The sequence below is a fragment of the Priestia sp. FSL R5-0597 genome (assembly GCF_038006305.1).
Lineage (GTDB): Bacteria > Bacillota > Bacilli > Bacillales > Bacillaceae_H > Priestia > Priestia zanthoxyli.
Genome location: NZ_JBBOUZ010000001.1, coordinates 3401198 through 3415788, shown reverse-complemented (window position 1 = coordinate 3415788; position 14591 = coordinate 3401198). Strand labels below are relative to the sequence as shown.

The 14591-nt window shown below is 38.9% G+C and carries 17 protein-coding genes; 11 read left to right on the top strand and 6 right to left on the bottom strand.

All coding sequences use genetic code 11. The features are described from left to right. Positions 1-22: 22 nt before the first annotated feature. Positions 23-1036, bottom strand: a complete 1014-nt coding sequence (locus MKX72_RS17855) for a S66 family peptidase (RefSeq protein WP_155007795.1) — start codon at positions 1034-1036, stop codon at positions 23-25. A 148-nt stretch (positions 1037-1184) separates the two neighbouring features. Between MKX72_RS17855 and MKX72_RS17850 the strand changes: the two genes are divergently transcribed. Together MKX72_RS17850 and MKX72_RS17845 are read left to right on the top strand one after the other, a co-directional pair. Beyond that, positions 1185-1697, top strand: a complete 513-nt coding sequence (locus MKX72_RS17850) for a sigma-70 family RNA polymerase sigma factor (protein ID WP_155007796.1) — start codon at positions 1185-1187, stop codon at positions 1695-1697. A gap of 19 nt (positions 1698-1716) precedes the next feature. After that, positions 1717-2880, top strand: a complete 1164-nt coding sequence (locus MKX72_RS17845) for a DUF4179 domain-containing protein (protein WP_155007797.1) — start codon at positions 1717-1719, stop codon at positions 2878-2880. Between the two features lie 46 nt (positions 2881-2926). On the opposite strand, the gene MKX72_RS17840 is transcribed toward MKX72_RS17845, so the two are convergent. Beyond that, complete coding sequence (locus tag MKX72_RS17840; RefSeq protein ID WP_016765035.1) at positions 2927-3346, bottom strand: MarR family winged helix-turn-helix transcriptional regulator; 420 nt, start codon at positions 3344-3346, stop codon at positions 2927-2929. A gap of 143 nt (positions 3347-3489) precedes the next feature. On the opposite strand from MKX72_RS17840, the gene MKX72_RS17835 reads away from it, so the two are divergent. The 3 genes from MKX72_RS17835 to MKX72_RS17825 all read left to right on the top strand — a co-directional run bounded on the left by MKX72_RS17835 (position 3490) and on the right by MKX72_RS17825 (position 5911). Then, complete coding sequence (locus MKX72_RS17835) at positions 3490-3837, top strand: DUF6054 family protein (protein WP_028414741.1); 348 nt, start codon at positions 3490-3492, stop codon at positions 3835-3837. Positions 3838-4041: 204 nt separating this feature from the next. Next, positions 4042-4425, top strand: coding sequence for a FixH family protein (locus tag MKX72_RS17830; protein ID WP_154973942.1), 384 nt, complete (start codon positions 4042-4044; stop codon positions 4423-4425). A 280-nt stretch (positions 4426-4705) separates the two neighbouring features. Continuing rightward, positions 4706-5911 (top strand): hypothetical protein, encoded by a 1206-nt coding sequence (locus MKX72_RS17825; protein WP_154991892.1) that lies wholly within the window; start codon positions 4706-4708, stop codon positions 5909-5911. A gap of 140 nt (positions 5912-6051) precedes the next feature. On the opposite strand, the gene MKX72_RS17820 is transcribed toward MKX72_RS17825, so the two are convergent. Next, positions 6052-6432: a VOC family protein gene (locus tag MKX72_RS17820; RefSeq protein ID WP_155007798.1), complete on the bottom strand. Its 381-nt coding sequence runs from the start codon at positions 6430-6432 to the stop codon at positions 6052-6054. Positions 6433-6755: 323 nt separating this feature from the next. Here MKX72_RS17820 and MKX72_RS17815 point away from each other — a divergent pair, with 323 nt between their 5' ends. Then, positions 6756-6923: a hypothetical protein gene (locus MKX72_RS17815; protein ID WP_182030868.1), complete on the top strand. Its 168-nt coding sequence runs from the start codon at positions 6756-6758 to the stop codon at positions 6921-6923. A gap of 346 nt (positions 6924-7269) precedes the next feature. Here the strand turns inward: MKX72_RS17815 and MKX72_RS17810 are convergent, their stop codons facing one another. After that, a complete protein-coding gene (locus MKX72_RS17810) occupies positions 7270-8199 on the bottom strand; it encodes a DUF3298 and DUF4163 domain-containing protein (protein ID WP_155007799.1) in 930 nt (309 codons plus the stop codon). Between the two features lie 425 nt (positions 8200-8624). Here MKX72_RS17810 and MKX72_RS17805 point away from each other — a divergent pair, with 425 nt between their 5' ends. From MKX72_RS17805 to MKX72_RS17790, 4 genes are all read left to right on the top strand, one after another. Beyond that, positions 8625-8882: a FeoA family protein gene (locus tag MKX72_RS17805; RefSeq protein ID WP_033580146.1), complete on the top strand. Its 258-nt coding sequence runs from the start codon at positions 8625-8627 to the stop codon at positions 8880-8882. Beyond that, a complete protein-coding gene (locus tag MKX72_RS17800) occupies positions 8875-9606 on the top strand; it encodes a FeoB small GTPase domain-containing protein (protein WP_049165838.1) in 732 nt (243 codons plus the stop codon). The genes MKX72_RS17805 and MKX72_RS17800 overlap by 8 nt, the downstream gene beginning before the upstream one ends. Positions 9607-9619: 13 nt before the next feature. Further along, the gene (locus MKX72_RS17795) at positions 9620-10987 is read left to right on the top strand and encodes a nucleoside recognition domain-containing protein (protein WP_372507777.1); all 1368 of its coding nucleotides are present in this window, start codon (positions 9620-9622) and stop codon (positions 10985-10987) included. Positions 10988-11183: 196 nt separating this feature from the next. Further along, a complete protein-coding gene (locus MKX72_RS17790; RefSeq protein ID WP_048019402.1) occupies positions 11184-11561 on the top strand; it encodes a hypothetical protein in 378 nt (125 codons plus the stop codon). Between the two features lie 45 nt (positions 11562-11606). Here the strand turns inward: MKX72_RS17790 and MKX72_RS17785 are convergent, their stop codons facing one another. Next, a complete protein-coding gene (locus MKX72_RS17785; protein ID WP_155007801.1) occupies positions 11607-11987 on the bottom strand; it encodes a FixH family protein in 381 nt (126 codons plus the stop codon). A 230-nt stretch (positions 11988-12217) separates the two neighbouring features. Between MKX72_RS17785 and MKX72_RS17780 the strand changes: the two genes are divergently transcribed. Further along, positions 12218-13201: an HD domain-containing protein gene (locus MKX72_RS17780; RefSeq protein WP_155007802.1), complete on the top strand. Its 984-nt coding sequence runs from the start codon at positions 12218-12220 to the stop codon at positions 13199-13201. Between the two features lie 87 nt (positions 13202-13288). Here MKX72_RS17780 and MKX72_RS17775 read toward each other — a convergent pair whose 3' ends face one another. After that, on the bottom strand, positions 13289-14395 hold the full coding sequence (locus MKX72_RS17775; RefSeq protein ID WP_098627653.1) for a GntR family transcriptional regulator: 1107 nt from the start codon (positions 14393-14395) through the stop codon (positions 13289-13291). Between the last annotated feature and the right edge of the window lie 196 nt (positions 14396-14591).

Here is a 14591-nt window from a genome sequence, read left to right as displayed (position 1 = left end):
ACTTATATACAAGCCTCTTTTTTTACGTAAAGCATTGAACAACTGTGCCTTTATTCTTCTCTACGTTAACACGAGCATACGCGCCGTTAATAAGCGTGAGCTGAGGAGGAAGGTGGCCGCAGTCGATGTCATAGATAACTGGAATATGTAAGTCAGAGGCGAGGTCATGATACACGTCTTCAGCAGTGTAGGAATCAACGGGTTCATTAGCTATGCTTCTGCCAAATAAAATACCCGAGCAGTTATCAAACCAGCCCGCTAGCTTAAGCTGAAGAAGCGAACGGCGAAGGTCTACAGTCGTCAGTTCACAGTTGTCAAAATACCAAATCACCGGTTCAGCAGGAATATGTTTTTCTCGAAAAGCTTTTACATCTCCAAAAGGAGTTCCCGCTAAGTGTCTGATCACGTCGATACATCCTCCAAGCAAGCGCCCTTCGAGGTGAACGTCACGTGACTCTGTATGTTTCCAAGCCGTTTGTTCCGTTAAATGAAACACGCATGGTGACGGGTTATCGTGCTGCCATTCTGTTTGATAGGAATCAGAAGAAACTTGAACCACGCTTTCGCCTTCTTTGGTCGTTAATACTTGCTGCCACATCGCAGTCGTTGGATCCCAGTACTCTCCGCGTAAATCCACAAAGTTCGTTCCATGAGCCGTTGCGATTCCCGTATTAAGTGTAATAGCCAGCAGAAGAACGCTGGTGTCAGAGTAACCAAGCACCCATTTTGTTTTCCATTTTGTAAAGTCAAGATGTTCAAGAATTTCAATGAGCAGCTCGCCTCCCCAAGGCGGGATAAGGATATCAATGTTTTCATCAGTAATCATGGCTTGAAGCTCATTTGCACGTTTTTTAGGAGAAGCAGATTTTGCTTTGTGCTGCGTCCACAAGGTTTCTCCGGGTATAACAGAAAAACCTTTTTCCTCCATTCGTTCACACGATAAAGAAAACATGGAGTGAAGAGGCTTCGGTACACCAGAAGACGGTGCGGTTACGCCAATAGTTGGGTTAGGTGTAAGGAAAGGATAAGTAATCATAGCAGCCTCCTTCAAAGGTTTTAGCTTATTTTACCAGCGAGAGAAATACGGAACAAGCTTATTTTTTATTTAATTTAAGAAGATTGATAGGTTTTGTAAAAAGAATGCGTATTAATAGATGTAAAAGCAAGGAGAAAGGAGCAATGTCATGGAAGATGACTGGATTGTTGCGAGTATAATGCGTAAAAAAGAAAAAGGGCTGGAGCTGTTAATTGATCAGTACGGAGGATTAATTACGGCTATCGTCCGCAAGCATTTAGGCACGTTAAAAAGCTATGAAGAAGAATGTATAAACGACGTATTATTAGCGGTATGGCACCATATTCACCGCTTTGATTCGGAGAAAAATACGTTTAAAAACTGGGTTGCGGCTGTTGCTAAGTACAAAGCCATTGACTATCAGCGCAAATACATAAAAACACAGCATGAATCGCTTAGCGAAGCGGAGTTTGGTGAAACATCAGGAGTTCATAACGTTCAAAGGGACGACGTGGAAGAACTTTTAGGTCACTTAAGTGAAGGAGACCGCGAGCTGTTTAAAGCGTATTACTTACAAGAAATCGAGCTGAAGCAAATTGCGAAAAAACAAGAGACCACCATCAGCAATTTATACAACCGGCTGTCGCGCGGACGAAAAAAATTAAAAGCCATTTTTAAATAAGAAATAAGGAGGGACAAAGATGAAAAATGAGTACGACTTTTTAAATGGATCTTCTATAGACGTTGATGAATATGAAGAAATCGAGCTAACGGCAAGCGAGAAAAAACGAATGAAAAAACGTTTAAAACGTGAAATAAAGCCGGCGCGGAAAAAAGCGCGTCCGCTGATTGCCGCTGCGGTGCTGCTGCTTGCTGTGACGCCTGTAATGATGCAAAACGAAACGGTATGGGCATCGGCTGTGCGAATCAGTCAGCAGCTCGGTCAGCAAATTGAGCTGCTTATGAACAAGCCTGAAGGCAGTTTGAGCAGCTATAAAAAAGCGGTAAATGAAACGGCAACGGACCAAGGCATTCAAGTAAAAGTAAATGAAATGATGCTTGATGACGGACAGGTACTGCTTGGGTTAACCATTAGCGCAGATGAATTTAGAAGAACGGCACTAGGTCTTAACCGAAACACCCCAATTCGACCGGGAGAGCTGCGCGTGAAAATTGGCAATATGTCGTTTTTTGATTCTGCTTCAAGTATTAGAGAGGAACCAATCAAAAACAAAGACGGAAGCTGGGACTATCTGTACGCTTTAAAATTAACGCAAGCGGACACGAACGGAGACGGGAAAATCGATGTGGAAGGCTACAGCGTGCTAGATCATATTGATCCAAACAAAAACTATCAAATCAGCGCGCAGTTCACAAGCCTCGAATTTGAAAAGAATCCTGGTCAGACGAAAAGTGGGAACTACCGGGATTCGTACGGAGAAATTAAAGGGAATTGGACTGTACACACCAGCGTAAACGGCTCAAAAATTATTGCTGATACTAAAGTGTATCCGTTAAACAAGGAAATTCCGATTAGCGAAAAGGGAATAGAAGGCGTATTGTCTATTAAAGAAGTTCGCGTATCGCCTGTTTCGATTAAAATGCACTATACGTTTACATCATCAAAAGGAAGCATCCGAGGCGGAACGGATGTCGGTGTAGACATAAAAGATCAAAACGGAAGAAATCTTTCTGAAAGCGGCAGTGGAGGAGGAACAGACACAGTGATAGAGATGGACGGAGAGTACCGAAATGATAAGGACGTCACTATGCTTCGATTTATTCCGTATGTAAGTGATCACGAAAAAGACTGGTCAAAAGACTTAACTTCAGACGCCTTTAATTTGAAGGTAAATGACAACTAACCAAAATAAAAACCAGAGGCCTGCTTAGCGGGCATCTGGTTTTTTATTAAATATCCATTTTATTTAACAAGCGAAGAAACGTTTGTAATTCTTCATCCGTAAAATGGCTAAGCTTTTCACCGTATTCTTTAGTGAGCACTTTTTCCATTTCTTCTGCAAACGCTTTTCCTTTATCCGTAATCGATAAGTAGACAACGCGGCGGTCTTTTTGACTGCGTACGCGCGTGACAAATTCTCTTTCCATGAGACGGTCGCTGACGCACGTCATGCTGCTGTTTGAGATGTGCATATGCTCGGCAATCTCAGAAACGATATGATTGCCTTCTTTATACAGCAGGCGAAGCGCTAAAAATTCATTTAAAGGAATATATGATTTTAAAGTGGGGATAACCGACAGCTGCATTTTTTTCGTTTGGTTTCGCATCGTGGAAACCACATTTTGGATAAGTTGATCTCGTGTATTCATAGAGGTTGCATGCTCCTTTTTCCGTTCAAACAATTCTTTTTCTTTTCTATTGTACCATATTGTACATAAAGAGAAGCGGCAGGTTTTTTAGAGGGAAAAAGAGAAGTAGTAGGTATCTGTTGCGATAGAAAGGGGCTTGAGTGATGGGAAAGGTAATTGAATTTAAAACGACGCTGCTTCCTTTTGATGGAGCAAAAAAGCTTGTGAACGCAAATAATTCGGAAAGTGACTTACTATACAAAGAATATTATGACCTTGGAGACGGCAAGCAGCTGTGCACACTTGTGTTTGAACGCTATTTTTTCCGCACCGGCGGCAGAGGATCACTAACCATTATTCTAGAAAATGTGTCGGGTCCAAACAAAGTTAAGTGTATTCCTTCAGGAAGCGCAGAAGGAGTATTAAATATTGACTGGGGAGCAAGCAAAGATTTTGTACGATGGGTCGAAAACGCACTGTCTGCTTATACGCTAGAAGAACCGCAGAGATAAAGGTAAAGCTGGAGAAGGCAATACGCTTCTTCAGCTTTTTTGTGAAGGAAATGACGATTAGAGAAATGAAAAGATGCAAAAGCTACTGTAGAAATAAGAACTTTATGTGGACAATAATCATTTTTTCTCTTTTTACCGGATAAATGAGTATAATATGAAATTGCAGGAAGACTTCACATTTACATAACAAAGGAGAACAACATAATGAAAAAACTCACCATCGTATTATTTGTTTTAATGATAGCTATAGTAGGCTGTTCAAAAGGAAATGATTCACGTTCAAAAGAAGTAAAAGGAACGATTGAAGTACCGGAATCCATTCAAGCAAATGAACAAGTCAAGCTTAAAGTCCTTGTGACACAAGGAGATAAAAAAGTAGAAAACGCGGACGACGTACAGTTCCAAGTTGAAAAAGAAGGCTACATCAATCAAGAAATGACAAAAGCACCGCACGAAGGAAAAGGCGTCTACAGCACGGACTATACGTTTAAAGAAGACGGCGAATATATGATTACCGCTCATGTTACGGTAGATGGTGACATGAAAATGTTTACGAAAAAAGTAGAGGTAGGCAAGTCTAAAGAGTAGTACCTTATATAGCCATTTAAAAAGAGAATGCCTTGTGCATTCTCTTTTTTTTCATAAGGTCGCTTCTTCAATGTCTTTTACCGCCAGCACAAAATGGTTTAATTTTTTAATCATTTCGTTTCTTCCTAGACAGTAAACCAAACGTTAGGAAACTTATGTTAAAATTAGGATAATAACAGTAATCTTATTCAACTAACGGGACAGTCAAGTTGAACAAACCCTTTTTTCTAAAAAAGAATATTCTCTTTCCTTAGGGAATTAACAATTGGGGATGAAAAGAATGAACCATTTTCTGAATCAAATTGCCAAGGACTTAACTAATACGAACTTAGAAAGGTATTGGCCAAATTTTGAACTTGTTGCCTATGCATTGTACGACCAAAACAGTGTATTCCTGTTCAATCATCCTAGGTATAATGACATTCCTCCTAAATCATATGAAATTTTAAAACGGGACGAGCAGTTTGTGGGAAATACGCTTATTCTATTTGATGGCTATCCTACGGCTATTGCTGATATGGAACTGTACGATGACTATGAAGGACTTTTTTCGATATTGGTTCACGAATTATTCCACGGAAATCAATATGTAAAAGGGGAAAAACGCTTTCCTGATGAAACGATGGGAATAACCTATCCCTTAACAAAAGAGAATGTAGAAATTCGAAATCGGGAAAGAAAAAGTCTTTATAATGCATTGATAGAAACTAGTATCAGTAACAAGAAGCAGTATTTGAACGAATTTATCAGCCTAAGGGAAAAAAGGACAGAAGGAATAAAAGAGCATTTAACATATGAAAACTTAATTGAATCTGTTGAAGGACCAGCCTGGTACGTTGAACTAAAGGCTTTTTCAGAAAAATCTTCGCTTCCTAATGATTTGGTTTTAAAAAAATATGGAAAAAATCTAATAGACGTGGTTGAATCCACTTCTAATATAAGGCGCAGCTGTTATAGTTCAGGCTTATTTATGTGTTTGTTGCTGGATGAATTGTTACCTGATTGGAAAGAAAGTTTTTTTGAGGCTAAAACAACACTATTTGAGTTAATTAAAATTCTTGATATTCCCCCTCGAAAACAGGCAATTGAAGAGGTTCAAATAAGCCCGGAAACAGAAGCAGCAGTAAATTTTGCGGTTGAATCAAGGAAGAAAGAACTTGATGAATTCGAAGCACAGATAGGAACCCATCTTTTCATTGAAGGAGAAATCATTGCTTTATCCTTTGATCCGATGAATATTGTTCCTTTGGAAGGCAGGTTATTACATAAAAATTATATAAAAGTAAGGATAATTAACCAAGAATACCTTATTCAACAACCATCCCTTTCCTATTGTGCGGTTGGATTGAAAAATATAAATAAATTACTTATCGTATTACAGGATAAACCATTGGAAACGGGTGATTCACTTTTTATCACTGGTATTGGAGAAATAAAGGGTCAGTATGAAATACAAAAAGATACGATCAATTTGGTTGTTAATTAGATTGTAAGGACGCAGTTTATAAGAAGCGGGGTCCCTTATATAATAAAGAAAACTCGCAAATTTCTACTGCGAGTTTTCTTTTGAGCCTCTATAACATAGCAATAATATTTATGAAAACAGCGTTTTTTAAGAAGGTCGCCTTAATCTACGTAGTTCGACAGCTCAATCAAATTGTAATCAGGATCTCTAATATAAACAGAAACAATAGGCCCTACAGCACCTGTACGTCTGACCGGCCCTTCTTCAATTTCTACATTATGTTTTTGTGAATGATGGATTATGCTTTCGATCTTTTCTTCTGTAATAAAACATAAATCAGCGGAACCCGGAAGAGGGTGATTTGCTTTAGGCTCAAATTCATGCCCTGCTTGATGTAAGTTTATTTTTTGTTCACCAAAACGAAGCGCTACTCTTCCTTCTCCGAACGTTTCTTTTTGCATGCCTAAGATAACCGTATAAAAGTGAATGGTTTTTTCAATGTCTTTTACTGTTAACACAAAATGGTCTAATTTTTTAATCATTTCGTTTCCTCCTAACAATGTACACTTTCTTCCTCTGAGGGTAGGGTAAGTACTGGGGGAGATCTGAGAGGGTTTTCTATAAATAAGTATATCATTTGTAAAGTGGAGCATAGCCAGAGACAGCTTTATATTCATTTTTAGTTCAAAAGAGCGTTTTATAAATAGCCTGTTTTAAAATATTATGGTTTTACACAATTAAAGGTTTGTGGAATTTTATGTTAATATTGGATGAAGAGTAGCATTTATTTTAATAACTTATTCGGGAAGATTTGTTGATTAGATGTGTTGAAAATTTAAATACATATATGAATGGAGATGCTCGTATGTCTATGGGGATACTTTCTTTAATCACTTTTGTTATCTGGTTTGTAGTCATTCAAGAGTTTTTAAAACCTGAAAAGAATCAGAGTAACCGAAAAATAATGATGTTAACATCCGCAGGCTCCTTGCTGACGTTAGCTCTGACCATTTCACTTTTTCAAACGCTATAAAAATACCTTAAAAAGCGGTTTTTCGTCTGCTACAAGAAGCGTAATACATGCGACCCTGAGTTCTTTCGTGGTTGTATTGTATGATTTGGTTTTCGGAAAATGATGGGGAAGGGGAGAGTAGAGATTGTGAAGAGGAACTACACATTACTGTTTTATTTTCTGTTTGTATTGTCAATGATAGGCGGTCTAGCGTTAAGAGATACGTTTTCCTATTCAATGATGGTTGGAGGCGGAATAGGGCTCACCTTTCTTTTTTACTCCGCTTATTCTGCAGAAAAAAAGAAAAAGAAGCATGTGAACTGATGGTTCGCATGCTTCTTTTTTTATGTTTTTTTGTACGACTATCTTATTTATAAATGGTGGACGGAATTTTAAACGTATGAATGCCGTTAGAATACGGGCCGTACTCATACTCACCAAATATAATGGCAATGCCGCTACTTGTATAGTAAAACTGATCGTCTTTTACATTTACAGACTTAAATTCATTAACCCAGAACTGAGCACCTTTTTTATTACGCGCAATCATTTCATTCCGGATATAGTTATTAACTTTATTCAACTTCGTATTATTGTTAATAATATCTTTTAAGCTAATTTGTCGAGCTTTTAACAAATCGTAATTGTAAGTATCAATCCAAGCGTTGCCGTGAACGCCGCCAGCGTACGCATCATTCGTAACAGCAACACTTAAAATATTATCTTGGTTGTAAGGTACAGAGTATGTCATATTACGAGAATAAGGACCTGGCGCCCAGCCGTTTTTGCGGTCTTCCTTCTCTTGTTCTTTTAGCTCGTTATGTTCTTTTTGTGCTTCTTTCGCAATATTTAAGAACTTTCGATTATAGCTAGCCTCAAATGGTTTATTGATAAGAGCAGATACCTGAGGGTAACTAATGTTGCTTGCTAAAGATTTCTTCGTAACTGTTACCCCTAACGCTTGAATTTTGTCACGAGGGGCTTTTTCATACTTAATACTTGATGACTTTTGAGCATAGGTACCCTTTGATACCCCATACAGAGCACCAAATTTGCTAGATTCAGAATACACGCGGAATACTTGCCCTTTTGTCACTTTTCTAGCCGCTGCTAACTTGTTGTTTTTAATGTTGTAAAGATTCGTGTTCTTTAAAACGGTAACGCGTCCTATTTGCCCTTTAACCAGTTCCTGATTCCCCCACACGACTTTTGCTTCTGCAACTGTTTGCGGAGCAAGCGGTGAAAATAACAAAGCAAAACCTAAAACAACTGCGCTAACCCTTTTGAACCTTTTCATAAAAGCCCCCTAAAGTGATTTTTGTAGGTTTTAAAACTAATACATACTTTATTTTCCAAAAAAGCTCATTCACTAGTATAGCACAACTTTACATTTTTTTACTTTTGTTAATTCCTTTTTACGTAATTATTTTTCGACTTACTTTTATTAGAAAAAATAGACCAGCACTTACCACTTTATGCCTTCAGTAAAAAGAAGAAAAAAGTCAGTTATTTACCCTGGACTAAAAAAGTTTCCTGTGGTAAACTTTCGGTATTATTATAAGTGAAAACTAAAATTTTTAAATAATTGATGCAGACAGGTTCACTTTTCTGCTTAAGCAGAATAGCCTATTACAAATCAACGAGTATATTTTTTTACCTTAAAAGTTGGTCTAATGAAAAAAATATAACCTTGTATAAAAAACAAGAAGGGGTGAAAAATAGATGGCTAGTGTAAAAAATTCTCCGCTGTCTACATTTACGACAGGTGAAACGGTGCAGCTAGAGCGAATTGAAATCGAAGGTGCCTTAAAGCGCCGCTTGTTAGATTTAGGGTTTATTCCAGGAGCCATCATCAAAGTGCTTCAAAAAAGCCCGTTAGGAGATCCTGTTGCTTATCAAGTCAGCCATACAACAATCGGTCTGAGGAAAGAAGAAAGCTCAAAAATTTTTGTAAAAAAAGTAGGTGACGACGGTGAGTGAGTATCGCATTGCATTAGCAGGAAATCCGAACACGGGGAAAAGTACGTTATTTAACGGATTAACCGGTCTTAAGCAGCACACGGGAAACTGGACGGGGAAAACTGTAGCCAAAGCAGAAGGGACGTTTGAACATCACCAGCAGCTCTACACAATCGTCGATCTGCCTGGAACGTATTCACTTTATTCAAATTCGGCAGACGAAGAAGTAGCGCGCGATTATATTTTATTTGAAAGACCTGACGTGACGGTTGTTGTGGTCGATGCAACGGCGATGGAACGAAATCTTAATCTAGCTCTGCAGGTAATGGAAATGACGGAAAACGTCGTGATTTGCGTGAACTTAATGGATGAAGCAAAGAAAAAAGGAATTGTGATTAACGAAAAAAAGCTCGCTGAATCGTTAGGGGTACCGGTTGTGCCTATATCAGCTCGCAATAAAAAAGGCATTACGAATTTGCTGGATGCGATTGAAGGAGTCGTGCGCGGGGAAGTAAAGCTTACTCCTTACCAGGTGCAGTATACAAAAGAAATTGAAGCGTCACTAAAGGAGCTAGAACCTCAAGTTGCTTCTATTGTAGGAAAACAATTTCCTCTCCGTTGGATTGCTTTACGGGTTCTTGATGGAGACACGTCGTTTTTAGAAACGATTCAGCAGCATCAGCAGCAAGATATCAGCCACACAGAAAGGAGGAACAGCGCATATGGGAAATCCGTTAACTCCTGAAAACTCATTAGCGATGGAACAGCTAACGCGCTATGCGCAGCAGGCAAAAGAAAAAGATCATCGTTCAAATATGGTCGCAAGCATTTATCAGTCGTCACAGCAAATATGTAAAAAAGCCGTTGTATACCAAGACCGCTCAAAGCTTCAGCGTACGGAGAAATTGGATAAAGTCTTCACTTCGCCAATTTGGGGCTTTCCGATTATGCTTGGTATTTTATCAGTCATCTTTTATATCACCATAGCAGGGGCAAACGTTCCTTCTGGATTAATTGCAGAAGGGTTCGGCTGGGCGGAAGGATATTTAACAGCTTTCTTTCAAGCGATGCATGCACCAGAATGGCTGCACGGAATTCTTGTACTAGGACTGTTTCGCGGCACGGGATGGGTCATTAGCGTCATGCTGCCTCCGATGGCTATCTTTTTTCCGGTGTTTGCCCTTTTAGAAAACTACGGCTACTTGCCTCGCGTCGCGTTTAATATGGATCGTTTGTTCAAACGAGCAGGCGCACACGGTAAGCAGTCGCTGACGATGGCGATGGGATTTGGATGTAACGCCGCAGCGATTATGTCAACGCGTATTATTGAATCGCCGCGTGAACGCATGATGGCGATTTTAACAAATAACTTTGTTCCGTGTAACGGCAGATGGCCTACGCTGATTTTGTTAGCTTCTTTATTTATGGCAACAGGCTTTACAGGGAGTGCTAAAACTTTTGTAACGGCGCTTGTTGTAGTCGGAACGGTGTTATTTGGAATTGTTGTGACGCTGTTCGTATCATGGGCACTGTCTAAAACGGCGCTGCGCGGAGTTCCAACACACTATACGCTGGAGCTTCCGCCTTACCGCAAGCCAAAATTTGTAGATACAATTGTGCGTGCGACGCTGGATAAATCGCTGTTTGTGTTAAAACGCGCGATTATTGTTGCAGCACCCGCAGCGGTATTAACGTGGGTATTGGCTAATATCTATATTGGCGATACGAGTATTTTAATGCACTTCGTTCAGTTTCTTGATCCGTTTGCCAAGACGCTAGGACTAGACGGGTATATATTAGCTGCTTTTATTATTGGCTTGCCGGCTAATGAAATTGTTGTACCAGTTTTACTGATGGCGTATTTATCAACGGGTTCATTAATTGAAATCGAAGATGCGACTCGACTCAAGCAAATTTTCCTTGATCACCACTGGACGTGGCTAACGGCTCTTAACATGATGCTGTTTTCGCTTCTGCATTTTCCGTGCGGAACAACGCTTGTGAACATTTATAAAGAAACCAAAAATGTTAAGTGGACGTTTCTTGCTTTTGCGATTCCAACAGTGATTGCGATTGGGGTTACGTTTGCGGTTGCTCAAGTGGTAAAAGCGTTTAACCTTATTTAAATATGAAATAAACGTGCAGGGCTTTGCGAAAAGTCCTGTATTTTTTATGAGTAGTCAATGAGATAAAGAGTATGATAGGGTGAACTTGATTGCTATTTGTTAGGTTAAATGGTAATTTGTATGATATAGATTTGCTTAATGCGCAAAAGAGATTAATAGAAAAAAGCGCCAATGAAATGCTAAAAGGAGGCTGACGGTGGGGATATTTTTTAATAAAATAGATTCAAACAAGAGGAGTAAGTATCAAACAAGGCTGTATTCTTGCTTCACTGTTCTCATCATAATCAATGTGATTAACAGCTGGTTTCTCGAGTGGCTGTGGCTTTATATCACCACAAGTAGCGTTCTTGTTATACTAGTGGTATTCCTGCTCAAAACACCTAAACGTGATTTAGAGAAAGAGTGGAAGCAGCTAGAAATAGAGAAAGACGAGGCTTTTGAAAACAGAGTCAATTTGATGATGATGAATGGCCGAAGTGACGTTCAGGCTATTAAATACATACGAAAAGAAAAAAATCTCGGTTTGCTTCATGCGAAGCAGTATCTTGACCGTATTAAAGAATCCAAGGAATAATAAAAACGACCTCTGCTTGTCAGAGGTCGTTTTTTAATAGGCAGTTTACTTTTTCTCGCCAACCGTCACTTTTTTTGTAAACATCTTCATGTCGCCTTTTATCGTAACGTGAGCGGTAATCGTATATTCGCCGTCGTCTTTAAACGTATAGTCGGTGCTGTATGCGCCGTTATCCTGATGTTTTGCATCGATCATTTCTTGATTAATATAGCCTTCTTTTTCGACTTGGATCTGTACGGCATCTGCATTTTCTATCTTTTTGTCTCCTTGTGTAACGAGCACGTTAATAGCTGTTTTTTCATTTGCTTTAATGGTTTGAGGGACTTCAATTGTTCCTTTAACTTCCTGTGATTTTTGCTCATTTCCTTTCGAACAGCCGACTACGGCAATAACTAAAATGAGCAGTAGCATACTAAGCTTTTTCATAAATATCTCCTTTTTATCTTACTTTCTACTAGTAAATAAATTTCTCCATAAAACTTTATCACTTAAGTTATAAAATAAAATCATCCCAATGAGTGATTTTTTATGAGTGTGACGGCAAGAAAATTGAACATTTTGTTACAAAAAATAGGTTACTATCACAATGCTGCTTTACAACATTGTGTCTTGACCTTAGGATTAAACATAATAAGCTATGAAAGGGAGAGAAGGATATGCTTACACTTTATGATGAACTGTACGGAAATTTTGAAGCAGAAGGCGTTCTTTTAAAACTGATTCAAAGTGACCCCGTACAGCGTTTAAAAGGAATTTACCAAGGCGGAGCGAGCCGGTTTGTAAATGAAAAATGGAATACTACTCGATATGATCATTCCGTTGGTGCGATGATGCTTGTACATAGGCTAGGAGGCTCTTTGGAAGAGCAAATAGCGGCTTTATTACATGACGTTTCACATACGGCATTTTCTCATGTGATTGACTATGTTTTGGAACAAAAAGAAGAAAATTATCATGAAATGATTTACGAACAAATTGTGACCGGGTCGTCTATTCCTTCTATTTTAACGAGCGCCGGTTTAGACTGGCGAGATATCTTACTTGATGAAAGCCAGTGGACGCTGCTCGAACAGAACGCTCCGCGCTTATGCGCTGACCGCGTGGATTATACGCTGCGGGATTTGTACGTATGCGGCGAGATTACTTTACAAGAAGTGCATGCGTTTTTGGATCAGCTTGTCGGATTTAAGGGACAAATGGCGTGCAGTAATTTATCAGCGGCAGAGTGGTTTGTGGATGCTTACTACAAAGAAGTCATTGGCTTTTTTATGAATCCGCTTAATATGTTTGGGAATTATCAGCTGACGGAAATTATCAAGCTTGCTTTGCAGAAAGATATAGTGTCTATGGAAGATTTTTTAAAGCAGGATGACGATGTGATTAGGTTGCTGAAAAACACTGGAGATAGCAGCATTGAAGGGATGTTATCTGCTCTTTTTGACAGTAAAATAGAAACAGGAACTGCGTCTTGTTATGATGTTTACCAAACGACAAAAATGCGCTGGGTTGATCCTCTTGTTATTGGTTCAGATGGGGCGGCTCCTGTATCTCAGCTATCACTTACCGCTAAAAGAGTAATAGAAGAAACGAAACAAAGGATAGAAAAAGGAGTATATATCAACGTTCAGGCTTCGTTATAAAAGAAATCGTTATATAAAAAGGGGATGCAATAATGTGCATCCCCTTATCTTATAAGAAGTTTTATAGACCTCTAAGGAAGCCTTCTTTTAACGAACTTCATCACGCTTCGCAGTTAGTTCTTTAATCGTTTCGCCTTCAACTAACACCGGCTGATAGTAAGTTTCGTTTGGTAACTCTTTTTTGCCCTGCAGCTTTTTAATGATCCAGTCCGCCGCGTCGCGTCCCATTTGTTCTTGCGGATGGGTTAACGTTGTTAAATTAATCGTCGCATTTTTAGCGATGTACGAATTGTCTTGACCAATAATTGACAACTTGTCCGGAATGGAAATGCCAAGCTGTCTGCATACATTTACAACTTCTAATCCGACTTCATCGTTATAGCAGACAAGAGCGGTCATTTCGTCTTGATTTTCAGTAAGAAACTCTTTTAAATTAGCGTACAAATCGAGCTTTGTTTCGGTGTTAAAAGACAAAATATGCTCAGGCTGAAAGCGGAGTTTTGCATCACCAAGCGCTTTTATGTAGCCTTTCATTCGGTATTTTCCCTGCAGGTCATCCATTTTGGCAATGAGTCCAATTTGTGTATGTCCTTTTGAAATTAATTCATTTGTGGCAAGGTAGCTTGACTGAACGTCATCTAAACAAAAAAACGGAACCTCTAATTCTTCGTAGTAGGCGTTAATCATTGTAAATGGAACGTCTTGCTCTTTGAATGATAAATAATACGAGATGTTTGGATTGTACAAATTACTTTTTGTAGGCTCAACAATTAAGCCGTCTACTCCGTAGGAAAGCATCATTTCCAGCGCTTTTTTTTCTTGTTCCACATCATTATTCGTGCTCGCCAGCAGCAGCGAATAATTATCTTTATTTAATCTGCTTTCAATTCCTCGAATGATCGAAGGGAAAATATAGTCGGAAATATACGTGGTAATAACGCCGATCGTTTTGTTGGCAGAAGCCCCGCTCGCTTTGGATTGATACTGATTGCTCACATAGGTGCCAGACCCTTTTTCACTTCTTAAAAATCCTTCATTCGACAGCTCTAAAATCGCTTTTCGAACCGTATGTCTGCTGACACCATACGTTTCTTGCATGACCGATTCAGTCGGGATTTGTTCGCCAATGCTGTAATCGCCTGAAAGAATTTTGCTTTTTATATCCTCAATAATCACCTGATATTTTGGCTTCATGTTTTCACTTCTTTCGTAGTTGTATACATTCAACTTTTTTTATGTGAAAAATTTGTATGGACATATTTTATCATGAACGTGAATAAATGAAAAGATTTCCGTAATTTTTAATCAAAAGGAAAATGATTTAAGGGTTGAATACCGATTTTTTAAAAGTTTAAGAAGAGAATAGTAGGGTGTTTTGAGTATTTGTGTG